Origin of the sequence: Bartonella quintana (assembly GCF_009936175.1) — a bacterium.
GTDB classification, from domain to species: Bacteria; Pseudomonadota; Alphaproteobacteria; order Rhizobiales; family Rhizobiaceae; genus Bartonella; species Bartonella quintana.
Genome location: NZ_AP019773.1, coordinates 761539 through 786162, shown reverse-complemented (window position 1 = coordinate 786162; position 24624 = coordinate 761539). Strand labels below are relative to the sequence as shown.

The 24624-nt window shown below is 36.7% G+C and carries 19 protein-coding genes, 1 tRNA gene and 6 pseudogenes; 15 read left to right on the top strand and 11 right to left on the bottom strand.

The features are described 5' to 3' along the window. Nucleotides 1–63 precede the first annotated feature (63 nt). Nucleotides 64–543: a Holliday junction resolvase RuvX gene (ruvX, locus tag MF1_RS03125; protein WP_161510437.1), complete on the top strand. Its 480-nt coding sequence runs from the start codon at nucleotides 64–66 to the stop codon at nucleotides 541–543. Here ruvX and MF1_RS03120 read toward each other — a convergent pair. After that, nucleotides 528–2156 (bottom strand): acyl-CoA dehydrogenase family protein, encoded by a 1629-nt coding sequence (locus MF1_RS03120; RefSeq protein WP_161510436.1) that lies wholly within the window; start codon nucleotides 2154–2156, stop codon nucleotides 528–530. The genes ruvX and MF1_RS03120 overlap by 16 nt on opposite strands. 126 nt (nucleotides 2157–2282) lie before the next feature. Between MF1_RS03120 and MF1_RS03115 the strand changes: the two genes are divergently transcribed. Genes MF1_RS03115 through dprA form a run of 4 tightly spaced genes read left to right on the top strand, consistent with a single transcriptional unit; the run spans nucleotide 2283 to nucleotide 6383 of the window. Then, nucleotides 2283–3248: an aspartate carbamoyltransferase catalytic subunit gene (locus MF1_RS03115; RefSeq protein ID WP_161510435.1), complete on the top strand. Its 966-nt coding sequence runs from the start codon at nucleotides 2283–2285 to the stop codon at nucleotides 3246–3248. Beyond that, nucleotides 3245–4540, top strand: a complete 1296-nt coding sequence (locus MF1_RS03110) for a dihydroorotase (protein ID WP_014924090.1) — start codon at nucleotides 3245–3247, stop codon at nucleotides 4538–4540. Before MF1_RS03115 ends, MF1_RS03110 begins: the two co-directional genes overlap by 4 nt. A gap of 18 nt (nucleotides 4541–4558) precedes the next feature. Next, nucleotides 4559–5194 carry a glycerol-3-phosphate 1-O-acyltransferase PlsY gene (gene plsY, locus MF1_RS03105; protein ID WP_042995379.1) on the top strand — a complete coding sequence of 212 codons (636 nt, stop codon included), beginning with the start codon at nucleotides 4559–4561 and terminating at the stop codon, nucleotides 5192–5194. Continuing rightward, a complete protein-coding gene (gene dprA / locus MF1_RS03100; RefSeq protein WP_042995380.1) occupies nucleotides 5169–6383 on the top strand; it encodes a DNA-processing protein DprA in 1215 nt (404 codons plus the stop codon). The genes plsY and dprA overlap by 26 nt, the downstream gene beginning before the upstream one ends. Here dprA and MF1_RS06825 read toward each other — a convergent pair. Further along, nucleotides 6313–6519 carry a hypothetical protein gene (locus tag MF1_RS06825; RefSeq protein ID WP_082246551.1) on the bottom strand — a complete coding sequence of 69 codons (207 nt, stop codon included), beginning with the start codon at nucleotides 6517–6519 and terminating at the stop codon, nucleotides 6313–6315. The genes dprA and MF1_RS06825 overlap by 71 nt on opposite strands. A gap of 243 nt (nucleotides 6520–6762) precedes the next feature. On the opposite strand from MF1_RS06825, the gene topA reads away from it, so the two are divergent. The 6 genes and pseudogenes from topA (at nucleotide 6763) to MF1_RS03065 (ending at nucleotide 15290) form a co-directional block, all read left to right on the top strand. Then, complete coding sequence (gene topA / locus MF1_RS03090; protein ID WP_161510434.1) at nucleotides 6763–9327, top strand: type I DNA topoisomerase; 2565 nt, start codon at nucleotides 6763–6765, stop codon at nucleotides 9325–9327. 3 nt (nucleotides 9328–9330) lie between these two features. After that, nucleotides 9331–11610, top strand: coding sequence for a ribonuclease R (gene rnr / locus MF1_RS03085; protein ID WP_161510433.1), 2280 nt, complete (start codon nucleotides 9331–9333; stop codon nucleotides 11608–11610). Nucleotides 11611–12965: 1355 nt separating this feature from the next. After that, nucleotides 12966–13133, top strand: a complete 168-nt coding sequence (gene rpmG / locus MF1_RS03080; protein WP_011179398.1) for a 50S ribosomal protein L33 — start codon at nucleotides 12966–12968, stop codon at nucleotides 13131–13133. Nucleotides 13134–13540: 407 nt separating this feature from the next. Further along, nucleotides 13541–14089: a thermonuclease family protein gene (locus MF1_RS03075; RefSeq protein ID WP_174235333.1), complete on the top strand. Its 549-nt coding sequence runs from the start codon at nucleotides 13541–13543 to the stop codon at nucleotides 14087–14089. 49 nt (nucleotides 14090–14138) lie between these two features. After that, entirely contained in the window at nucleotides 14139–14774 is a 636-nt protein-coding gene (locus MF1_RS03070; protein WP_011179400.1) for a uracil-DNA glycosylase family protein, read from the top strand. Nucleotides 14775–14798: 24 nt separating this feature from the next. After that, nucleotides 14799–15290: pseudogene (locus MF1_RS03065) on the top strand (Lrp/AsnC family transcriptional regulator). Nucleotides 15291–15312: 22 nt separating this feature from the next. Here the strand turns inward: MF1_RS03065 and MF1_RS03060 are convergent. From MF1_RS03060 to glpD, 4 genes and pseudogenes are all read right to left on the bottom strand, one after another. Beyond that, nucleotides 15313–16295: pseudogene (locus tag MF1_RS03060) on the bottom strand (nicotinate-nucleotide--dimethylbenzimidazole phosphoribosyltransferase). A 172-nt stretch (nucleotides 16296–16467) separates the two neighbouring features. After that, nucleotides 16468–16656, bottom strand: a pseudogene (locus tag MF1_RS03055) (Lrp/AsnC ligand binding domain-containing protein); the annotation flags it as partial. A 123-nt stretch (nucleotides 16657–16779) separates the two neighbouring features. Beyond that, nucleotides 16780–17760 carry a tRNA dihydrouridine(20/20a) synthase DusA gene (gene dusA / locus MF1_RS03050; RefSeq protein ID WP_042995382.1) on the bottom strand — a complete coding sequence of 327 codons (981 nt, stop codon included), beginning with the start codon at nucleotides 17758–17760 and terminating at the stop codon, nucleotides 16780–16782. Between the two features lie 463 nt (nucleotides 17761–18223). Continuing rightward, nucleotides 18224–19319, bottom strand: a pseudogene (gene glpD / locus MF1_RS03045) (glycerol-3-phosphate dehydrogenase); the annotation flags it as partial. Between the two features lie 129 nt (nucleotides 19320–19448). On the opposite strand from glpD, the gene MF1_RS06820 reads away from it, so the two are divergent. From MF1_RS06820 to MF1_RS03025, 4 genes are all read left to right on the top strand, one after another. Next, nucleotides 19449–19730: a hypothetical protein gene (locus tag MF1_RS06820; RefSeq protein WP_244614194.1), complete on the top strand. Its 282-nt coding sequence runs from the start codon at nucleotides 19449–19451 to the stop codon at nucleotides 19728–19730. A gap of 765 nt (nucleotides 19731–20495) precedes the next feature. Further along, nucleotides 20496–20987, top strand: coding sequence for an acetyl-CoA carboxylase biotin carboxyl carrier protein (gene accB, locus MF1_RS03035; protein WP_042995578.1), 492 nt, complete (start codon nucleotides 20496–20498; stop codon nucleotides 20985–20987). Between the two features lie 14 nt (nucleotides 20988–21001). Then, nucleotides 21002–22360 carry an acetyl-CoA carboxylase biotin carboxylase subunit gene (accC, locus tag MF1_RS03030; RefSeq protein ID WP_014924101.1) on the top strand — a complete coding sequence of 453 codons (1359 nt, stop codon included), beginning with the start codon at nucleotides 21002–21004 and terminating at the stop codon, nucleotides 22358–22360. A 184-nt stretch (nucleotides 22361–22544) separates the two neighbouring features. After that, a tRNA-Thr gene (locus tag MF1_RS03025) sits at nucleotides 22545–22620 on the top strand. 97 nt (nucleotides 22621–22717) lie between these two features. Here MF1_RS03025 and MF1_RS06815 read toward each other — a convergent pair. The 5 genes and pseudogenes from MF1_RS06815 to MF1_RS07220 form a co-directional block, all read right to left on the bottom strand. Then, nucleotides 22718–23084, bottom strand: a pseudogene (locus MF1_RS06815) (XRE family transcriptional regulator). 138 nt (nucleotides 23085–23222) lie between these two features. Further along, a pseudogene (locus MF1_RS06810) lies at nucleotides 23223–23450 on the bottom strand (hypothetical protein); the annotation flags it as partial. A gap of 8 nt (nucleotides 23451–23458) precedes the next feature. Further along, complete coding sequence (locus MF1_RS07230; protein WP_014924102.1) at nucleotides 23459–23668, bottom strand: hypothetical protein; 210 nt, start codon at nucleotides 23666–23668, stop codon at nucleotides 23459–23461. A 142-nt stretch (nucleotides 23669–23810) separates the two neighbouring features. Further along, on the bottom strand, nucleotides 23811–23951 hold the full coding sequence (locus tag MF1_RS07225; RefSeq protein WP_434061856.1) for a glycoside hydrolase family protein: 141 nt from the start codon (nucleotides 23949–23951) through the stop codon (nucleotides 23811–23813). Next, on the bottom strand, nucleotides 23908–24132 hold the full coding sequence (locus MF1_RS07220) for a glycoside hydrolase family protein (protein ID WP_434061855.1): 225 nt from the start codon (nucleotides 24130–24132) through the stop codon (nucleotides 23908–23910). The genes MF1_RS07225 and MF1_RS07220 overlap by 44 nt, the downstream gene beginning before the upstream one ends. Nucleotides 24133–24624 lie beyond the last annotated feature (492 nt).

The following is a 24624-nucleotide window of genomic DNA, read 5'->3' as shown; positions in this document are numbered from 1 at the left end:
ATATTGATCATGAATAGAGAATATGAATATAATCTAAAACACTAAAAAACTTAAATGAACCATATGGCTGTTATTAACATAAATGAAGTTATTACACATCTTTTGCCTGGGCAAACAATAGCAGGTTTGGATTTGGGTAAAAAAACGATTGGAATTGCAGTTTCTGATAGAGGACTAACTTTTTCAAATCCGCGTTCTGTACTCCAACGGAAAAAATTTACAGTAGATGCCCGCACACTTATACAAATTTTTGATCGTGAAAATGTGGGGGTTGTTATCATTGGTTTACCTCTTAACATGAATGGAAGCAGCGGCCCTCGTGCTCAAGCAACCAGAGCTTTTGTCAACAATATGGAAGCGTATACAGAAATTCCATTTGTTTTTTGGGATGAACGCTTATCGACGATTGCAGCGGAACGCTCTCTTTTAGAAATGGATGTATCACGCACTAAAAGAGCAACCAGGATTGATTCTGCTGCTGCTGCATTCATATTGCAAGGGGCTCTCAATAGAATTCAAAACCTTCATTATATGGAAGGATAAAGAACATTTAACAAATGTCCTGCATTATATCGTGCAATTAGCATACCATAGGAAGATCTCCATTGTCCCCCAAGACGGCTTTCCATATAAGCATTTGCAACATGCTCTATTTTTGTAGAACGTAATGATGCCGCTGCAGCTGCATATGCCACTTGTTCGATAAAAAATCTTCCCGCTCCCTCGTTTGCCGATGCCATTTCTACAGCAGACCTAATAATCTCAATTGCCCTTGGCCCTGCTGGCCCAATATCAATAGCAATTTTTTCTAACAATTTTTGGAACAATCCCGGTGCTTTTTCAGCTATGAGAATCGCATCTTTTACCAATTGATTAGCAGAAGTGTTTCTTATAATTCGTGCAGGCCCATTACACAATATTTGTGATAATGGATTGCCCTCTATAAAACTTTCGATACCAACCTGTGCAATAATCTCACCAATAATAGGAACGGCTAATTGACTCACATGATAAGCAATAATGGGCGTCATGATTCGCGCAAAAGCTGCTTCAGAATGATCATTTGCAGCGTTATCAAATGCTCGCGCTAAACGCAATACTAAGGCTTGTGAAGCAGCAATATCAAGTGCAATGTCTGCAAAAATACGTTCTGTCAGTGGTGGTAAAGGTTGGTTCGGCATCTTTTGCCGAAAAAAATCTATGCCAAATTGAAGTGCAGCCCGCAGAACACCTGCCGATATGACAGATTGATCGAAACGCATCATTGTTTCGATATCCTTAATGACTTTAAGTCCCTCCCCGACATTCCCCAAAAGCCAACCATAACTTCCTTGAAAATCAACAACACCTTCTGGCGCCGAAACCTCTCCAGAACGCTGCACTAAATGACGAATCGATATAGATCCATTTAACGTACCATTTTCTTGCATGCGTGGAACGAAAAAGCAGCTTAAATGACCATCTAACTCTGCACTAACAAGATATCCATCAACGATAGGATTAATAACATTGGTTTTTACAACATTTAAACGATACAGATCACGCCCCATTTTTTCATCAAAAGAAATTTTCTTAACATTTTGAAAATTAAAAGAGTGTTTTTCGTATTTCTCAACGTCATCAAAAGCACAAGTCAGCGAAGCTGCCTTTTTCCCATTAACAGGCTTGGATGATAAATCATATTGACGTGATAAAAGCACATTTTGCCATTTTTTGAAAAGCTCAATATCACTAATTAAGACTGCAATAACCGCACTTGTTATAACAATTTCATTCAAATGCCCTGTTTCTAAACTAGCAGATAAAGCCAAGCGAATAGCACGCGCTTGATAGCGTACTCCATTTTCTGAGGTCGTATTTTCCCAAAGTGAAGTAACCAAACCAATTTGTCTGGCATATTGTTGAAGAGCTTGGTAAGAAGAGTGTATCTCTAGTTTTTCTGTTGGCTGCCCCCATTCGTTGTTATAGCGCAATACTGGTCGATAACGATTCGCCAAATAGGAAAGCTCCCACGCTTCACGACTCGCTACAAAATCTCCTATTTCTTCAAAACTTGCTAATAAAAATGTAGGCAAAGTAGAAGCAATACGAAACATAAGCGTATCACTGAGAAATGCATTTTTTCGGCGGACATTTTGCGCAAACACAGCACTCATAGGCATATTCCTATTATTCAAATTATTCATATCATAGACTATTTGTCTTTTTGCAGTTAAAAAATATTTATCACATCCAAACAAATGCTTGTTTAATCTCTTTAGAGAGAGATAGAAAAGAATGCTATGACTCAAAATACTTTTTTTCCCATTTTCCCCCACCAACATCTGTTAGGTATTAAAGACCTAAATGTGCAGGACCTTATCGTATTGCTTGATCGTGCAAATGCGAATATTCCATTCTCTAAAAAAATTGATAAAAAACAATCTCCATTGCATGGATGCACTCAAATTAATCTCTTCTTTGAAGCTTCTACACGAACACAATCTTCGTTTGAATTAGCCGGCAAACGGTTAGGAGCAGACGTGATGAGTATGCCCATTGGCAATTCATCTGTAAAAAAGGGAGAAACATTGATTGATACAGCTACGACGCTTAATGCGATGAAGCCAGATATACTGGTCATTCGCCATAGTTGCGCTGGAGCAGCTGCATTGTTAGCTCAAAAAGTTGATTGTTGTATCATTAATGCAGGTGATGGTGCGCATGAACATCCAACACAAGCTTTATTAGATGCTCTGACCATTAAAAGAGCAAAAGGCCGTATTGAAGGATTAACGGTTGTAATCTGTGGTGATATTTTGCATTCACGTGTCGCACGTTCTAATATCCTCAGTCTCAATGCTTTGGGAGCACGTGTGCGTGCTGTTGCCCCTTCAACACTCTTACCCGTAGGTATAGCAGATATGGGCGTTGAAGTTTATAACACAATGAAAGAAGGTCTTAAAGGTGCTGATGTTATCATGATGCTGCGCTTACAACGTGAACGTATGACAGATTCCTTTATTCCCTCCATTCGTGAATATTTTCATTATTTTGGTTTACATAAAGAAAATTTATCCTATGCCAAAAGCGATTGTATTATTCTGCATCCAGGTCCCATAAATCGTGGTATAGAAATCGCATCTGACATAGCAGATGGATCACAAAGTATGATTCATACACAAGTTGAAATGGGAATTGCTGTGCGTATGGCTGTCATGGAAGCTTTGTTAGATTCACGTCTTAAAGCAAGTGGAGAAAAAAAATGACAAAACCAAGCGTTTTTCAAAACGCTCGTATTATTGATCCTTCCCGTACAATCGATGAAATTGGTACAGTTATTGTTGAAAATGGACTGATTACAGTAGCTGGAAAAGAGGCGCTCAATCAGGGCGTTCCTGAAGGAGCAGAAATTATTAATGCGCAAAATAAAGCAATCCTCCCTGGACTTGTTGATGTTTGTGTTTTTATGGGGGAATCAAGAAGTGAATACTGTGAAACAATTGCTTCAGCAAGTCAATCTGCAGCAGCAGGTGGCATTACTTCCTTCCTTATGATGCCAGACACGCATCCAATCATCGATAATGTAGCACTTGTTAAATTTATTACGCAGACAGCGCAAGAAATCTCATCAGTTAATATTTATCCCGTTGCTGCAATCACTCAAGGTTTCAACGGTCAGGAAATAGCCGAATTTGGCTTGCTAAGAGATGCAGGAGCTGTTGCCTTCAGTGAAGGAAAAAAAACACTTCAAAATTCATCTGTTATGCGGCATGCAATGACTTATGCACGCGACTTTGATGTCCCCTTGATACACGAAACACAAGACAAGGATCTCACAGGACAAGGTGTTATGAATGAAGGTCTTCTAGCAAGTTGGCTTGGTCTTTCTGGAATACCCCGTGAAGCAGAAGTTATCCCACTGGAAAGAGATTTGCGCTTAGCAGCATTAACACAAACACGCTATCATGCTGCGCAAATATCGACAGCACTATCTGCTGACGCACTTCGTTTAGGCAAGCAACGGAATCAGAAGATTTCAGCTGGTGTATCCATTAATCACTTGTCTCTTAACGAAAATGACATTGGTGAATATCGTACCTCTTTCCGTCTCATGCCCCCATTGCGTACAGAAGAAGATAGGATAGCGATGATTGAGGCGATAAAAGATGGAACAGTAGATATTATCGTTTCATCCCATGATCCTCAAGGTATTGATAGAAAACATCTACCATTTAGTAATGCAGCTGTGGGAGCCATTGGTATGGAAACTTTATTGAGTGCGGCCTTACGCCTTTATCATAACAAAACCATATCTCTTCTTCGATTAACTGATCTTTTGTCAACAACACCTGCAAAACTCTTTGGCCTTAATGCAGGAACACTTAGAAAAGGTGCTCATGCAGATCTTATTTTGGTTGACCTTGATGAGCCATGGATAGTTTCTACAGAAAAGCTGTATTCACGTTCAAAAAATACACCTTTCGCAAATGCACGCTTCCAGGGACGTGTCCTCCAAACCTTTGTTAAAGGACAATTAGTTTTTAAACTTGATCAATAAAACTTAATGAGATTCTTAATGAATGAAAGTGAAACACTTTTTCAGTTCTATACATGGTCTATCTTTCTGATGTCTTATCTCATTGGATCTATTCCGTTTGGTCTGCTTTTTACGAGATTAGCCAAACTTGGCGATGTAAGAGCAATTGGTTCCGGAAATATTGGAGCTACAAATGTTTTACGAACAGGAAATAAAAAAGTTGCTACTCTTACGCTTCTTTGCGATATATTGAAAGGAACTGTTGTTGTTCTTGTTATAAAATTTTTAAATGATCCGATAGAAAACAGCATCATTATTTCTTTAGTTGGTTTTTTTGCTTTCTTGGGACATCTTTTTCCCATATGGCTTAAATTTAAAGGTGGCAAGGGAGTTGCAACCTATCTGGGTGTATGCTTAGGATATTATTGGCCAGCAGCAATTGTTTTCATTATTGTATGGATAATGTTTTTTATACTGACACGTTATTCTTCATTATCCGCACTCATTGCTGTTATTATCACTCCAATATTTGTTTATTTTTCCTATCCTCATCTCTATGCTCATTGTATATTGGTCATGATGAGTATATTCGTAATTATAAAACATCACGCAAACATCGCTAGATTATTAATTGGGAAAGAAAGCAAGATTGGTACTCAAAACAGGGATAAATAAAGGAATCCTGCTCACTGATCGTCAACGTTTAAGCTGGTTACGGTTGTTGCGTAGCGAAAATATTGGGGCAGTGAGTTTTCGCAATCTCATTGATCATTATAAAACAGCAGAAAACGCTCTGGCAGCACTTCCTGAGCTTAGTAGAAAAGGTGGTCTTTCTACATCTCTCCGAATAGCAACGTTAGAAGATGCCGAAAGAGAAATGCAAGAAGCTGAAAGATTAGGTATTCGGTTTGTTGGTATAGGAGAACCAGATTATCCAGCCTTTCTTAAGGTTATCGAAGCATCACCGCCGCTTATTGCCATAAAAGGCAATGTTTCTGCTCTTCAGAAACCTTCTGTTGGAATTGTCGGATCTCGGAACGCTTCGGCAGCTGGCAAAAAACTTGCCGCTCAATTTGCTCATTTTCTTGGGGAGGCTGGCTTTACAATTATTTCTGGATTAGCGCGTGGAATTGACAGCATTGCGCATCAAGCAAGTCTACGAACCGGCACAGTTGCAGTAATGGCCGGTGGAGTTGATCATATCTATCCCCCTGAAAATAAAAAGCTGCACGAAGATATTATCACCCATGGAGGAGCAATTATCAGTGAAATGCCTATCTCTTGGAAACCACGCGCTATCGATTTTCCAAGAAGAAACCGCATTATTGCAGGTTTATCACTTGGATTGTTAGTTGTAGAAGCTGCACTGCGGTCAGGTTCCCTCATTACCGCGCATCAAGCTGCCGAAATGGGACGATTGATTTTTGCACTTCCCGGCTCTCCACTTGACCCAAGATCCGTTGGTACAAACAACCTTATCAAGGATGGGGCCTTGCTAACCACACATCCCTCTGACATCATAGAAACACTTACACCATTAATCCCAACTGCCGTTAATTCTCAACTCAATTTCTTCGAAGAATCGGCCTCTCCTCAAATTAAAAAGGAAAGTTTTAGTTTATCTAATAGAGAAACCAACAGCTCCTCTTCAATTGGAGATGATTCAGAACGTGCGGCTCTCCTTTCCGCCCTTTCAACGACACCCATTGATTTAGATACACTGAGCACCCATTCAGGTGTTCCCCTACAGAACCTCTACCTTTTATTGGTTGAACTCGAACTTGCTGGAAAACTTATTCGACACTCTGGTGGTTATGTGTCATTGTCGAGTTTGAATCTTCTCCAAGAGCCTCGGCACTATTAATAATGCTTTGCCCTTCTTTGGCTACCATATCCAAAAGTAAAGCTAAAAGAGGGCTCCGAGCTTGACGCGCCATCTGGTTCATCTGTTTTGACATATCTGTAATATATTGGATAACTTTTAAATGATTTATAAACATAATCTTCTATCCTTGAGTATTCTCCCCACCTCTCAATAGACGTTACTTTAGTATTTCGTCTTATGTTTTTGTATTAACCGTGGAAAATAAACCTTGTAATTCCATATAGGGTATATTTTAACAATAACAATCACAAGTTGTATAATATTAATGTTTTTTATGTGTTCTTAAGCAATTGCCATTGGCTATTCCTGAGAAAGGCGTTTATAAAAAAGTTTTTTATTTCAACATTCGGGTAAAATTATGAATATCGTTATCGTTGAATCTCCAGCAAAAGCAAAAACAATTAATAAATATCTTGGATCTCAATACAAAGTCCTGGCATCATTTGGACATGTTCGTGATTTGCCTGCAAAAGATGGCTCGGTCCTACCTGATCAAGATTTTTCTATGAAATGGGATGTAGATTCTGCGGCCTCTAAGCGTTTGAATGAAATAGCAAAAGCAGTTAAAGAAGCTGATAGCCTTATCTTAGCAACAGACCCTGATCGTGAAGGGGAAGCTATTTCATGGCATATTTTAGATATTCTTCGTCAAAAAAAAGTTTTAAAGGATAAACCTGTTAAACGGGTTGTGTTCAATGCAATTACCAAAAAGTCTGTACTTGATGCGATGAATAATCCACGTGATATCGATACATCACTTGTAGATGCCTACCTTGCACGTCGTGCTCTGGATTATCTTGTTGGTTTTACACTCTCACCTGTTTTATGGCGTAAACTCCCCGGGGCACGCTCGGCTGGTCGCGTTCAATCGGTTGCTTTGCGTATTATTTGTGATCGTGAATCAGAAATAGAACATTTTATCAAAGAAGATTATTGGTCGATTACAACGGACTTGAAAACCATCCGAAATGAAGGTTTTCAAGCAAGACTAACAATGTTTAATCACAAAAAGATCGGCAAACTTGATATTCAATCTCAAGAACAAGCAGATCAGATTCGCCTTATGTTGGAGAGCGCAAAATATCATACACTCAGTGTTGAAGCAAAGCCTACAAAGAGAAATCCTTTTCCTCCGTTTACAACATCCACTTTACAGCAAGCGGCTTCTTCAAAATTAGGTTTTTCAGCTTCTCGCACCATGCAGATTGCTCAGAAGCTCTATGAAGGGGTTGAAATTAATGGTGAAATGGCAGGGCTTATTACCTATATGCGTACCGATGGTGTGCAAATAGCGCCAGAAGCCATTGATTCAGCGCGAAAAGTGATTCATGAATCCTTTGGCAGTGATTATGTTCCTGAAAAACCACGTTTTTATTCAACAAAAGCAAAAAATACACAGGAAGCGCATGAAGCCATCCGGCCAACAGATTTTCAACGTATCCCCAATCAAGTACGTAATTTTCTCGATAGTGATCAGGTAAAACTCTATGAGCTTATATGGAAGCGCGCCATTGCCAGTCAAATGCGTTCTGCTGAAATTGAACGTACAACTGTTGAAATTGAAGCACAGCAAGGAGAAAACCACGCGAATCTACGCGCGATAGGTTCTGTTATTCGTTTTGATGGCTTTATTTCTGTCTACACTGATCAACGAGATGAAGAAAACAGTGAAGAAAATAAAATAACACATCTGCCACAAATTAATACTGGTGAAACGCTGACAAAAGAAAAAGTTGAAGCCATACAACATAGTACAGAACCACCTCCCCGTTATTCTGAAGCTTCATTAATTAAAAAGCTTGAAGAGTTAGGAATAGGTCGTCCGTCAACCTATGCATCCACATTAGCTACATTGTCTGATCGTGGATATATTATAATTGACAAACGAAAGCTTATCCCTGATGTTAAGGGACGTATCGTTACAGCCTTTCTTGAAAATTTCTTCAATCGCTATGTCGAATATGGTTTCACAGCAGATCTTGAGGAAAAACTGGATCTTATATCGGATGGAAAACTTTCCTGGAAAGACGTATTGCGCAATTTTTGGGATGGGTTTAATGCGTCTATTACCAATATCCAAGAATTGCGTATAACGAATGTCCTTGATGTTTTAAACATAACACTAGCACCTTTAATCTTTCCTGAGCGTGAGGATGGAAACAATGTTCGTTCCTGTCCTCTTTGTTCGAGTGGACAATTATCATTAAAACTCGGTCGTTATGGTGCATTTGTTGGCTGTTCTAATTATCCCGAATGTAAATATACACGCCAACTTGGCACAGATCCAGGAGAAGAGAACGAAGTCATGCGTAATGATGAACCTGTTATGCTTGGTATCGATCCTAAAACAGGAAAAGATGTCTCTCTTCGCAATGGCCGCTTTGGACCATATATTCAAGTTGGTGAACAGAAAGAAGCTAAACGTATAGGGTTACCAAAAGAATGGCAAACAGAAAAGATGACTCTTGATAAAGCTTTAGCTTTAATATCCTTGCCACGTGAAATTGGCATTCATCCTGAAACAGGCAAAATAATCACCGCTACAATTGGCCGCTATGGTCCTTACCTCGCACATGATGGAAAATATGCTCCCCTTCTCCATACAGATGAAATTTTTGATATTGGCATCAATCGCGCTGTTACAGTGCTTGCCGAAAAACAAGAAAACAAAACAAAGCGAAACAGAACAAAAACTGCAGCAGCGCTAGCAACATTAGGGGACCATCCAGATGGAGGAACTGTCACCATACGCAATGGACGTTATGGCCCATATGTTAATTGGGGCAAAATTAATGCAACATTGCCCAAAGATAAAGATCCAATTAGTGTAAAACTTTCAGAAGCATTAGAACTTATATCGGATAAAGCATCTAGTAAAAAAACAACCGCGAAAAAAGCTTCTTCCAAAAGAAAAGAGACATAAATTTTGGCTAAAGGTGGAAAAAAAACAAAATATTTCCAATCATTCAATATGAAAAAACTACCTGACAAGGCAGAGATTCTTTCTTTTATTAATGAAAATCCTGACCGATCAAGTAAATATGAAATCGTCAAAGCTTTTAATTTAAAAAGCGATTCTTGTATTTGGTTAAGAGATATATTACGTGATCTGAAAGATCAGAGCTTAATATCCAAACAGCGTAAAAAAGCAATAAATAAAGGAAAGTTACCAACGACTACTGTCGTAAAAATTAGCAAACATGATAAAGATGGTAGTTTTATTGCACAGCCTCTTGAATGGGAAAATGATTCAAAACCAAATATTAAAATACTTCCGTTTCATCGTATAAAAGGATTAAGCGTTAGTGTTGGAGACTATATTCTTGTAAAAATCTTTCGAAATAAAGCCCCTCAAAGTGATTCTTATACAGGAAAAATTATTCGTAAAGTTGGTATGTCACCCAAAAGCACGTTTGGTGTTGTACGAAAATTAGAAAATGGCCAATGGTACCTTGACCCTGTAGAACGCAAAAATAATGAACTAATTATTGATACATCTTCAGAAATCAACGTAGAATCTGGCGATTTTGTTGAAGTTGAAATTAAAAAAAATATTGGTTATGGATTGAAGAGTGCACAAATAAAGAATGTTTTAGGACGCATTGACAGTGAAAAAGCACTCTCAATGATTGCTCTTCTTTCGAAAGGAATTCCTTATATTTTTCCTGAAGATGTTCTTGAGGAAGCGAAAAATGCAAAACCTGCCAGCATATTTAATCGTGAAGATTGGCGGCAAATGCCATTCATTACAATTGATCCACCAGATGCAAAAGATCACGATGATGCAGTTTATGCAACAAAGGATAAAGACCCTGCAAATAGTGGCGGTTGGATTATTGTCGTTGCAATCGCAGACGTTTCTTATTATGTCAAAACAGGAAGCGCTTTAGATCAAGAAGCATTAAAGCGGGGAAATTCTGTTTATTTTCCCGATTACGTTGTGCCAATGCTCCCAGAACGCATTTCTAATAATTTATGTTCTCTGCGTGAAGGAAAAGAAAGACCGGCTTTAGCAGTTCGTATGATTTTTGATGCAAATGGTAATAAACGAAAACATAGTTTTCACCGTGTTATGATGCGTGTAAGAGCTAAACTCTCTTACCAAGAAGTACAGTTAGCAATTGACGGAAATATAAATGAAAAAGTAGCACCTTTTTTCAAAAGCGTCTTACAGCCATTGTGGGAAGCTTATGGGTGTCTTAAAACTGCGCGTAATCGCCGAAAACCGCTGGAATTGGAAATAACAGAAAAAAAGATTATTCTTGATCAAAAAGGATGTATAGAAGATGTTGTGATACAAACACAACTAGAAGCACATCTTTTGATTGAAGAATTCATGATACAAGCTAATATTGCAGCTTCTGAAACCCTAAAAGAACATCATCAGCCCCTTATTTACCGTATTCATGATAAGCCCTCTCTTGCAAAACAAGAAATACTGCGGAGCTTTCTTCAGAGTTTGGGAATATCACTTTCCCGAGGATCAGAACTTACATCAGCACATCTGAATAGTATTTTGGCAAAAGTTGCCCATACTCAACAACAAGAACTGGTTAACCAAGTTATTTTGCGCTCACAATCTCAAGCAGAATATAATCCCCAAAATATCGGACATTTTGGTTTGAATCTGCATAACTATACACACTTTACATCACCGATCCGTCGTTATGCTGATCTTATTATTCATCGAGCGCTTATTAAAGTCCTGAAACTTGGGAATGATCAATTAACAGATTCACAAGAGCAAAATCTTGCAGAAATTGCCACACAAATTTCTTTATATGAACGCCGAGCAATGATGGCTGAAAGAGAAACCATTGATCGGCTTGTTGCACACTATTTAACGAACAAAATTGGACGTACCTTTACAGGTCGCGTTTCTGGAGTTACAAAAGCAGGTCTTTTTATCTCGCTTGAAAAACTTAACACTGATGGTTTCGTGCCTATTTCTACACTTAAAAATGATTATTATCATTTTGATGAAGCACAACATATCCTTATAGGAAAGCGTAACCATAAAGGCTATCAACTGAGTGATCTAGTAGAGGTGAAGCTTATAAAAGTACAGCCTTTTGCTGGTGCTTTATGCTTCGAGCTTTTAACAAAGCCTCGTCCAATAACTTTTTCATCTGCATCCTACTATAAAAACAAATTTATAGAAAAAAAACGAAAGCGTCCTCTTATGAAAGGAATAAACTTTAGATAAAAATAAAAAAATTGTATAAAAATTAAAATCATCACAACAGTTTTCATTTTATTATAAAAAAATTTTGAGGGAGATAATTACTTTTTTAACACTTAATTTTAAATTGAAAGGTTATTTACGGTATAGTGCATTGTATTATTTAAAATATGCAAACACCCTTTTCTTCATTATATGGAATGATATACTTTATTCTTGATTAATAGCTACTGTATAAAAATCTAGAAGAACTTCAAATATTAAAGGGATTAGAAAATTTGCAATGGGCAGATTTATCTTTCTCTTACATCTAACTTAACTACATCTAACTTAACTTTTCATGAGCTTTATGAAAAAAGGTACAATTAAGCCATCCTTGTGAATTGCAACAGGATTGTGAATGGCAAAAGAGTTTGTTTTTTCTATGAAATAACTGAGAAGAATGTTTTAATGCTGCTATTGGTTATAGCGTTACGGTTGGTGAAATCACTATAATTATTTGTAGCCATCTTTGCTTATGATAGCTATTGGTTCTTTAAGCTTTTTAGAATCTATTTTTTCAATCAATATGGGTTTGGTTTATTTAATATTTTACCATAACAATTCCGCTTATCTTGTCAGAATTTTAGATTAACAGTTGCGTATATTTAAAAAATGTGGGTTTGCTGCTTCCCATTTTATGCTCTTATACAAGGATTGGAATTTGAGATAAGTCCAACATTGCTGGCAAAATAAAGACTACAAGGATTTATAGCTTTTGCTACTGGCTGCATCTTTATTGTATTTGCTATCATAACAATTTTGGCGGTTTAGGAGTTAAGCCAAAAATTTAAAGAGAACCAACATACGCTATCTCTATATTTCCCACGTTTCCACCTCAACAATAGCAGTATTTGTTTATAGTGATGTCCAAAAATCAGCGCTATCCCCTTATGAATAGGCTATCTTAGGCTTTATTGGAGTTTTTATAATATCATGATAATCGAACAGCTATGGATTCTGATTCTTATCTTCTTTCTCCTCGTTAGCGTCTCTGCTGGCCCTTTTAAAGTCGAACTTGCACAGGTAATGGCATGCCCTTAAACAGCACGCGCTTGCTACTGGCATTTCTGCTTTTATCTTTTGCTATGGGAGACACTCATCGGGGTAACCATTATCGGCCAAATCATGGATATTTTAAACCAATTGTTTTTCAACTGCAATGGCTTGTTTTTCTAATTTATATATCATTCCGATGTTTGTTCAACGTATGAGAAAATTAATCAGCTCTTGACTTTTTTTGGAATATCCGTAGTGTTCGCTGGAAAATCTGATTGCATCAAGAATAGGCTTTAATAGCAAAATAATGTGGTTTTCAGTATAAATAGGACTCTTAAATTATGGCTAAGGCAGCAACCATTAAGATCAAGCTTTTGTCGACTGCAGATACTGGTTTTTTCTATGTAACGAAGAAAAACAGCCGTACAATGACAAATAAAATGAGCAAACGTAAATATGATCCAGTTGTAAAAAGACACGTTGAATTTAAAGAAACAAAAATTAAATAATTGATTTCCCCTATTATAACTTATAATTGCTGCAATAAAAAGCAGAGAGAATTTGTATTCATTCTTAAAGTCCCTTTTTAAGGGTTTTTGCTTTGTGATGAAAAAATAAAGCGACGTGTATCCATTTTTGGTATTTTATATCAGAATGCTATACATTTAAAGGGGGCAGTGATTTATTCTTTTAATTGCTTTTCTGTGTCTTGAGTGTGGGTATACCCACGATATTGTGTTGAATCTGATTTAATTTTCTTTGTAACCAAGATATGAAGTGAATTAAATGCACAAAAATTTCCTCATTAATATTGGGTAATAGGCTCATTTTTATTGAAATAATGAAAATTTTCTGCAAAAGCTATCGGTCAATCTTCTCTAAATTAAGCGTATTGTGATCGCAGTTTTTTGATTTCATGAAAAAAAAATTCTCAATTCTAAGCAGTTTTAACCTAAAGGTTATCTGTTCCAGTATTTTTATGGTTGTTATCATTCTTATCGTTGTAGCAGTTTACATTCAAAAACATCCTCAGAAGGCATCTTTTATTTCTAAAGTACCTATCAAGGGGAATGCATTGATTATTGATGGTGATTCAATCATGGTCTCCTCTGTTATGATCCGACTTGCAGGGATTGATGCTCCTGAGCTTCATCAATTTTGTGGTACAAAGAAAACACGCTATCCATGTGGGCTTGAGGCAAAAAAATATTTAGAACAACTCATAGAAAACCAACCTGTTACATGTCATTTATACAAAAAAGATAAATATCATCGCATTCTCGCGACATGTAAAACAAAGCAAGTCAGCAACATTAACGCAACAATTGTACAGAATGGTTGGGCTATAAGTTACTATGACTATCCTAAAGAAGAACAAGAAGCCAAAAAGAAAAAAAAAGGAATATGGCAATCAAATTTTCAATACCCAAAAAAATGGCGAAAAGCACATCCTCGAACAGAATAAAGAAAATATTTTCTTTTTTAGAGAGCATTCTTTAATTTCCCATTTGCCGATGAAAAAACAACAGTGTAATCAAATTATCAAACTTGAGAAAAAAATTTATTCCTGTCGTGTTTGTATCAAGCATCCACATTACCTTCCTCCCCTTCCACATGAGCCAAGACCTGTGGTTTATTTATCCGATACCGCTTCGATTGCAATTGCAGGTCAAGCGCCAGGATTGCGTGTCCATGAAAGTTCTATTCCTTTTAATGATTGTTCTGGCGAAAGATTGCGTAACTGGCTCAACGTAACGAGTGATGAATTTTATAATAGATCTCTCTTTGCTATTGTTCCTATGGGATTTTGTTTTCCAGGTTATGATAAAAATAAATCTGATTTACCGCCAAGGCGTGAGTGTTCCGAAATATGGCATGAAAAGGTATTTCAAGCTATGCCACAAATAAAACTTGTTCTTGCTATTGGAAGTTATGCGCAAAAATGGCATATTGCAGAACTGAAACATAAAACTGTCTCAGCAACCGTCAGTGATTGGAAAAACATTCTTTCCATACGTCAACCTCGAGGCTATAACGTCATGCCTTTGCCCCATCCATCATGGCGAAACACTGCTTGGTTACAAAAAAATCCATGGTTTAATGATGAGCTTATTGTGTACCTACGTAGTTTAGTGCGCAAATTTTTATAAATTGAAGATTGAGAAAAAACATCGATCGCCTTTCGCCTTGATCGAAAAATTTTGCATCTTTTGCAAGAAAATGCGACACTATTTGTCACTGATATCAAGAGTTAGACTTTCCACCACTCTTTGTTGGTGCAGAATTCAAAAACTTAAAGAAGATGGTGTTATTGAACGTCGTGTTGCTGTTCTTTCTGCAGAAAAAGTAAATGCATATGTCACTGTTTTTGTTTCTATTTGTTCGAACACACATAGCCACGAATGGCTTAAATGCTTTTCAAAAATTGTTCAAAAATTTCGTGAAGTGATCGAATTTTATCAGATAAGTGGAGATATTGACTATTTATTACGTGTCATCGTTCCCAATATTGAGATTTATGATTTTTTTTACAAAAGATTAATTGCTAAAAAGTTGATATACGTGACGTTTCATCTTCTTTCGCGATGGAACAGATTAAATGCACAACGAAACTACCACTTAACGATATAAAACTGCACGAAAAAACAAGTGAACAAAATTCTTAAAGATTTTTTTTAATCTTTATAATCACGCTGTCATTTTTTTAACGATCAAGTCTTCTTGTTTGAATACTGTCATTTGTGGCATGTGTTAAAACAGCAACCTTAACAATACCAGCCGTGCCGTGCCGGTCCTTTGGCCAAGATTTATCCCCAGATCTAGGAGCGGTTCTTTGTTAATTTTTTCTAAAAGATTGCGGTGTGCTGGCTCCGAGGACCTTTGTCCAATAAGTTTATGATCAAGAACTCTTGGATTCATTTATAAAGTATTGCTGCTGCTGTTGCCACAAAACCATCCAAAATAATCAGATTCTCGCAACTAAGTGGCAGCTACCATAGCGGCAATTTCAGGTCCTCCTAGACAATGGCATTTCTTATGTAAAGAAACAGCTTTCTTTATTCAACTATTTTATACGCTGATAAAATTTCTTCTCATACCTCATGCTAACCCCTGTCCATTCCTCAACTTCCCCACCAAACAACGCTAACCATAAAGCTAAAGCTATCATCGTATTTCCAACTTCCCATTTCACCGATACACAAAAGATCTATTCTACCAGTGATGGATTCCATTCCAAATGCCATTGTAGCAGCTGCACTGTGCTCATCCATTGCTGAATCTTTGGTAAGATTCATTATTGGATATTCTAATGCTAAATCAAATTCTTCAATCCAAGATTATAAGCTATGCAAATTTGATTGATAACAACCCACCACCCGCTGCAAAATTTTGTACCATCTTTTTTGTCATAGATCGCGGAAATGGTATAATATTTTCATTTGTAATGCCATGATTCCTGGAAAAAATGGCAACCAAGGGTCGCGTTACGATAGGCTTTTTTGTATCTCTCCATCCTGCATAGCAAACCGCTATCTCTCCTAACTTTTCTAGCGCTTCTTGTTCATTTGTTAAACTAGCTTGACGTTTTTTGCCAAAATTAGAGGAAATCCATCAGCAACAGGTAAATTTGTGAATAAAACACGAGAATCATCAAACGGCCTGACTGTCATGAAAAAAGACATCTTTTCAAATCTATAATGTATAATGAGAATCTTATCATATAAACAAGATATGAATAATTTTTTGTTTTTTTAAAGAATCCCTCTAAACACATTAAACATTCTTAACGAAATTTGTACGCTAAGAAACTTTTTTTATTGATTTTATACATCAATAAAATTCTTAATACTTTGATCTATTTCTATATTGAGTGAAAGTTGATTCAGCATATAATTTTTTGTAAAAATGATCATAAGCTTTAATATTGGGAATAACAACACGCAATAAATAATCAATAGCTCCACTCATCCGATAAAATTCGATAACTTAATGAAATTTCTGCACAATTTTTAAAAAGCACTTAAGGCATTCTTTTCATGATAAAGGCAGCAGTTTTCTAAAATTCATCAGTCTGGATTGCTTCAAAATTTTCCCGAACAAGCAAAACTTTAGTAAATCTAAATTTTGATATCTGTTGATCTGATCAAACTGTTGCTAAATAAGAGCAGAAAAAGCTTCCTTTATAACGTGCACATCTGCATCTCTTCTACTTGCATTATTTGATAATATTTGCCGCCATCGGCGTGCACCATTTCGGCCATTAAATAAACCAATCATATGACGTGTCACATGAGAAAGCAGCCCTCCTGATGCAATATGTTGAGCAGCATAATCACACATGGATTCAATAAGATCAATATCATTAAGATTACTTTGTGGCTCACCATATATTTCAGAATCAATATGCTTTAACAAAGTTGGGTTATGATAAATCTGTCGACCAACCATGGCAGCATCACACAAAGTTAAATGCTCTTTGATTTCATCAAGTGATTTAATTTCACCATTTATTCCAATGAACTTATTATAATATTTACGCTTTAATTTATAAACTCTTTCATAATTAATTGGAGGGATATCGCGGTTCTCCTTTGGACTTAATCCTTTTAACCATGCTTTGCGTGCATGTACCCAGAGTGCGTCACACCCAGCATTCCAAACTTTTTCAGCTAAAAAGTCTAAAGCTAATTCTTCATCCTGCTCGTCCACACCAATCCGACATTTGATAGTTACAGAGAGCGTAACCACTTGTTTTATTGCTTCCACCGCATTTGCTACAATGTCGGGTTGTAACATTAAACAAGCACCAAATGCGCCGGATTGAACGCGATTTGATGGACAACCAACATTGAGATTTATCTCATCATAACCAAAATCTTCTGCAATTCGTGCAGCCTCTGCTAATTTTTGCGGATCTGATCCCCCTAATTGCAACGCAATTGGATGTTCTTTATGATTCAAAGCCAACACTCGTTTCCGAACACCATGGATTACAGCATCTGCGACGATCATTTCGGTATAAAGCAGTGCCTTTTTTGTTAAAAGGCGATGAAAAAATCTGCAATGCTGATCTGTCCAGCCCAACATTGGCGCTACTGCAAATTTTACTGGTGATGGAGCACTGTAAAATATCATAAGAGCATTACTCTTCTATTTTCATTAAGAGTTTCCACTTATATATATAAATATTCACTTTTTTCTACTTTACAGAAATTTTTTTTACCATCAATTGAAAGTGCAAAAATGCTCTCTACCAATTGACTTAAATTTTTTCAAAATCAAGAAAGCAAAAACAAATATACTGTGTCTAACAAAAATATTTTTTGGATATATGGATTATTCAATCAGTTTTATAAAGTACTAAATATAATTTATAAAGAATAATCTCTATGAATGGTGTTCCTCTCCACTCATCCCATCCTTTAACTGTTACATCAACCTTATTCAATCTAGTATCTATTTCTAATTTGATTGAAAATAGACTAAAGCCGCTACACGATTCATCCTATTATGGCTTGTTTTCCCTCAGCGTTTTTTTAATTTAATGTGCGAATAGATTCCACAATAAGATACTATAAACTCTGTAAAGACTGCATCATCATAAACTTTGTTCAATCTCCTTTTTTCTTTGCATATAGGCAGAAAGAGCATTAACTTCTTTCTTATTAAATAAAAGTTGAAGTTTTGAACAACGCATAGTACATCGTCACACGTTTTAGCCCATTCCTTTTCCATGAGCCACTTTACTTCTACTTCATAAAATCTATGTCCAAAACTCTTCCCTTTATCTGCCTTACCATTTGCAAACCTCATTGGTGCTTCGCAACCATAAGGTCAGGAAAACCTGCGGTATGAAAAGCATCTAAATCTGGAATCAAAAAAGCGATCTCATTTTCGATTGTAGCCAGCTTGTTATATGGAAAATCACCTCCCGGAAGCATGGAATTGGCTGTCCACGGGGCTCCCTTTTTACCAAAGCGCTTTTTCAACAAATTTCATAGCATCTTCAGCCAATTTACGATAAGTTGTAATCTTAAATTAAGAATCCGTGGCGCACTTTCTGTCCCCATTTCTTTCAAAACGTAATCACGCGTGATTTTTTGCGCTTTTGAAGCTCCATCATCATAGAGCGGACGAACACCAGAGTAAGTCCAAACAATGTTCTCATGCAATACCGGTTGTACGAAATATTCATTTGCTACTGTGCAAATATTAGTAAATCTCTGTATCCGTAATATGAACATCAGCAAGATCCCCCCCCTAATATTCACAATATTGTTGTACCAAGCAATGTGAATTCTTCCTGATATGGAATAGAAAATATAATACACCCATCACCATTTTGAAAAACATAAGCACGGTCATGGGCATAAAGCTTGGGAACCCAAATATGAGAACCCTCTGACAAGTTGTACTGGTGAATGTCTTTCCAGTCTAATACGTTTTCCAAAAGATGATTAATCCAAGGACCCATCATATTCACAACATAAGAAGCCGTAACGCAATTTTTTGCCACTTAACTTATCTCGAAGAAACACAAGCCATTTTTTTCTTCTCTCTTTAAAGACACAACTTCTAACTTCTGTCCCTACTTTTATAGAAGCCCCCCATTTTTCTGCATCACGAGCATTCGCAATTACCAAATGCGCATCATCTACTCTTGCATCAGAATATTCACACCCTTTACGATACTTTTATATAGTTTAGTTAGTTTAATCAGCGTCATAAAAAAATATAAAGTCCTAGAAAGATCCCATCAGACTCAATCCTCAAAAAACAACACTGATTGCAAAGTTTTCAGCAACAATTATATTTTAGGTATTTTGATTTGTTCACTTTTTCTATCAAATACAAAATCAAGTGAAAAAACACCAGATTATTCGGGCTTAGGGAACCTTAAAATACAATTTCTGAAAGATTCCACTTTTTTGTCTAAGCCTAGAGAAAAGATTACATCACATATCGATGATCAAGATATTCAAAAGACTGTAAAAGATTGTTTACTTACTAATCCAGAAATTATGATTGAAATGCAGCTTATCCTTCAAGGAAAAGCCAGAAAAGCAAAGCAAGCAAAAAAACTAAAAACAAGTTTCAATTATTAACTCATTAAAAAAATTTTCAGTCCCTTCATGATGCTGTTTTAGGAAATCCAAATGGTAAAAAAGCGTTTATTGATTTTTTTGATTACAATTGTAGAGTTTGTAAAACTTCCTATTCATACAGAAAACTTAATAAAAAATACCCAGATCTAGGGGGTTATTATCAAAGATTTACCAGTTTGGAGATCTGATTCTATGACAGCACATATTTGTTGCCTATGCTTTTCGACAACAATTTCCAGAGAAATATCCTCAGTTTATAAAAGGCTTTTACCGCATCGTAGCCGTGCAAACGAAGCAAAAGCTATAAAAATAAAATTTGCATTAGGAGCAAATGAAAAAAACTGCACAAAACAATAAAAGATCTTAACCTGCAAAACGCCTTTAAAAAATATTCAAATTGCCTCTACACTTAATATTACGGGAACGCCTTCTTATATCCATCGGTGATAAAGTTCTCATCGGAGCAGTGGTCGAGAAATCCTAAAAGAAGTTATAGAAAATATTCAGTGAACATTTCTCCTTTACTTTATCACCTTTGTGAAAAATACCCTAAATGAGGTGATTTTATGCTTTCTCTTTTTTGACAACAAGCTTATAAGTACAACCTTGCGTAGCAAAAACTAGTTTAAAATTATAAAATATAATTTTGAAAAAAGTAAATATTTTTTAATAGAATCCTCAACAAAGGTCATCCGTAGTCTAGAGATATTCAGTCATAAGAATTAAACAATGACGGTCTTCATTGATCAAGGAGTTAAAAATAAAATGGCGACAAAAAAAACGGATGCGGCAAAACAGACCGCAATTGATACGAAAATTATCCGCGACCTTGCTGAAATTTTGAATGATACAAATTTAACCAATATTGAACTTGAACAGGGTGGGCTTCGTATTTGTGTATCACGTCAAAACATCTCAGCCGCTTCCGAACAAACAATCTATGCTCCCCTTTCCACTCCTACTGTCACTGTGGCTTCTCCCCCCTCCCCAACAACTGAAGCTCCGACACAAGAAGATAAATCAAAGAACGCGATAACATCTCCAATGGTCGGTACCGCCTATCTTGCACCTTCACCAGGTGCACAGTCTTTTGTAGAAGTAGGGCAAAATGTTTCTGAAGGACAAACGTTACTTATCATTGAAGCAATGAAAACGATGAATCAAATTCCATCACCACGCTCAGGTACAGTGACCAATATTTTTGTTAAAGATGGCCAACCTGTTGAGTTTGGCGAACCACTTATTGTTGTTGAATAAAACGAGGAGCAGCTATGATTCAAAAAATCCTCATTGCTAATCGGGGAGAAATTGCCCTTCGTGTTCTGCGAGCCTGCAAAGAGCTTGGAATTAAAACCGTAGCCATTCACTCAACTGCTGATGCTGATGCAATGCATGTTCGTCTTGCTGATGAAAGTGTCTGTATTGGCCCTCCTCCAGCGCGCGATTCTTATTTGAGTATTCAACAAATTATTGCTGCATGTGAAATCACAGGAGCTGATGCTGTTCATCCTGGCTATGGCTTTCTTTCTGAGAATGCAAAATTTGCAGATGTTCTAGAAGCCCATGATATTACATTTATCGGTCCTACAGCTGGGCATATTCGAATCATGGGCAACAAAATTGAAGCAAAAAAAACTGCCAAAAAACTTGGAATTCCTGTAGTACCTGGTTCAGATGGAGCTGTCACTGAAGAAGCAGAGGCTCTGCGTACCGCCAGTGAAATTGGTTATCCCGTTATTATTAAAGCCTCTGCCGGCGGTGGTGGACGCGGTATGAAAGTCGTTCGTTCTGAAAAGGAATTTGCTATAGCTCTCGAAACAACACGTTCAGAAGCAGCGGCAGCTTTTAGTGATGATTCAGTTTATATCGAAAAATACCTAGAAAAGCCACGCCATATTGAAATTCAAGTTATAGGTGATGGAACGGGGAATGCTGTCCATTTAGGAGAACGTGATTGTTCACTGCAACGCCGTCATCAAAAAATATGGGAAGAAGCAACTTCACCTGCACTTAATGAAACTGAACGGAAAAAAATTGGCGATATTGTTGCAAATGCTTGTGCACAACTTGGATATCGTGGAGCAGGTACCGTTGAGTTTCTTTATGAAAATGGCGAATTTTATTTTATTGAGATGAATACGCGCTTACAAGTTGAGCATCCTGTAACTGAAGCGATTACAGGCATAGATTTAGTCCATGAACAAATTCATATTGCATCAGGCTGTAAACTTTCAGTTACACAAGACGATGTCTGCTTCTCTGGGCACGCTATTGAATGTCGTATTAATGCAGAAGATCCTAGTAACTTTACACCATCACCAGGAACCATTACACATTTTCATACACCTGGAGGTTTAGGAATTCGCGTTGATTCAGGTGCTTATTCAGGTTACCGTATTCCGCCTTATTATGATAGCATGATTGGAAAGTTGATTGTTCATGGACGTACGCGTTTAGAATGTATGATGCGTTTACGACGTGCTTTAGATGAATTTGTTGTCGATGGAATCAAAACCACATTACCTCTTTTTCGCGATCTCATTAACAACCAAGATATTGCAGAAGGTAATTATAATATTCATTGGCTAGAAAAATATCTTTCTCATCAATCGCCCGCTCCTGATTCGTGATCTCATAATGAAAGTGGTAAGCTCTCTCACAAAAGCTTCTATGAAGTACCAACATTTCTGTCAAAGATGATAAAAAAATAAAGAAGCTGATTATTTTATAATATAGGTTTTTAAAAACATGCACAAAAACTGATAATTTTCTGTTTTCCTTTTTGTGAGTTTGTGCTACTCCCTATGTGATTATGCCCTTATAGCTCAGTTGGTAGAGCACCTGATTTGTAATCAGGGGGTCGGGAGTTCGAGTCTCTCTGGGGGCACCATGTTCTTTTATTATGCATAACCTGTTATTTTTGTTAGCGTTTTTAAACATGAGGGATGCCTAAATAAAAGCGGGCAATAGAATTTTCAAACCTAGCTTTACAAAGCGCGTTCTTTTTTGCTAGCTTTTTCTAGAAATTGTTTGAATTTTGCTAAGTTCTGTTGTGAAAAATACTGCAAATTTCTAACAAACATGCCAAAAATTATTTTACAGCTCAATGAATCTGAAGGCTTTATGGTAATCCTTATGATAAGCATCTGCTTCTTTTCTCAATAGTGCTGCTGTCTCTTGACCTAAATCGTACAGCTCTATGATCTTGTCTTCCATTCCAAATGTACACACTTTTTCCCAATCTCTACAGAAGATAAAAACGTTATCAACACACCCAATTTAGAAGACATATCTAGAAGACATTCAGCCCAATCAATGCGAAGTTTGCGTAATTTTACCAAATGACAGAAGCATTTAAACAAAGTTTCTGTTAGAAGAAGAAATATTCTTGTGATTCTAAAAAATTTTTTGAGATTTTCCTCAATTATTGCGAATCAGAACTTCTTTTTTAGGTATTTTTTCGCTATTTTGAAGGAGAGGTTTGCTGTATCTAATTCTTGTTAGCCACTTTTAGATGTAAGAAGATATTGTCCAGTACGTCCATAAGGCGAGCAAAATTGATAACAAAACATAAAGATGATGAATGCTATCCGCTTCACACAACAAGACATCATTTTCACGCCTTTGTAGGTTTTAATCATCCTTGTGAAGCAGCTGTTGTTCTGTTTCTGTGAGATCTTTCTTTTGATTACTTCGTTTTCTGATTATTGACCCAACCAAACAAGTGTTCACCCTGTTTGTTCTGTTTTTGAATATATTTTGCTAAAGCCATTTAAAAAATGGCCAAAGCTGCACCTGTTATCATCAGATTTCTTTTTATCCACCAGATCATAAACGCTTCCTGAAAGAAGCGTTTGAAGACAATCGGCAATACCTGTACAAGCTGCCAAAACCATAACGACAGCTAATGCCTTATTAAACTGGACCATTCCTGCCAAAAGACCACCTAAACCAGAACAGGAACCTATAATCGGCGCTAGAGCCTTTTATTTTAAAAAGACCTGTAAACTCTTCTGTTTACACTGTTTGCGTATTGGAAAAAATATAAGCCCCTCTTGCTCATAAACCTGCTTCTGCTGCTCAACGGTTCGCAAGACCTTGAAAACGTCTACCTCCTGCTTTGGTCCATCTCTGTAATTCCGCCAGAACAGAATCATAATCCCCGTTATTGAGCTTTTTAAATAGGGTAGAATCGCAAAAGGCTTTTGGCTTTTGTTCCAACCTTATAGCAAAAGGACACTAACGTCGCGAATTGTTCATCGGTTAAGGAAACCTTGACAGCTTGTTCAACGGCTTTCTCAAATTGTTTCTTCATCAAGAATCTTTTCTGCTTTCTTATTCGATAATACTCATGCCTTTGCGAACAAACGGTTTTCCAGCAGCATTTGTTGACTGTAACCAAGGGTTCAAATTGCTGCGGATCTTGGCATGCCTGTAAATGCAACCTTTCCCACTATTCAATGAATTAAAACCTATAAGCTTATAACAGTTTTAAACGATTAATCCCTTACATAGTGTGATTAAGATAGCTATAACAGACGTAGATTTTGTTCTCCTCCATTTTGGTGACAGAAAATTTTGTTTTTAAATGCGGCTAACAATCCAATCTTTTAAAACGAGATGTAATTTTAAAATATATGCAATTTATGTTATCGACAATTTCAAACAATGACATTTAACAGTGATTATCGAGTTTATGATAAAAAAATATTATGAACTGTTATGATGATAGCTGCTTTTGAATGCTTATATGCATCATAGTATTTGCATCATGATTTGCTTTTTATGATTTGTTCATTCATAACAATTAGTTATAAAAATAGTCAATTAAAACACGCATTAAAGTGTGGATTCTGATCCGGATTCAAATAAACTAGAATCATGTGAGATATTA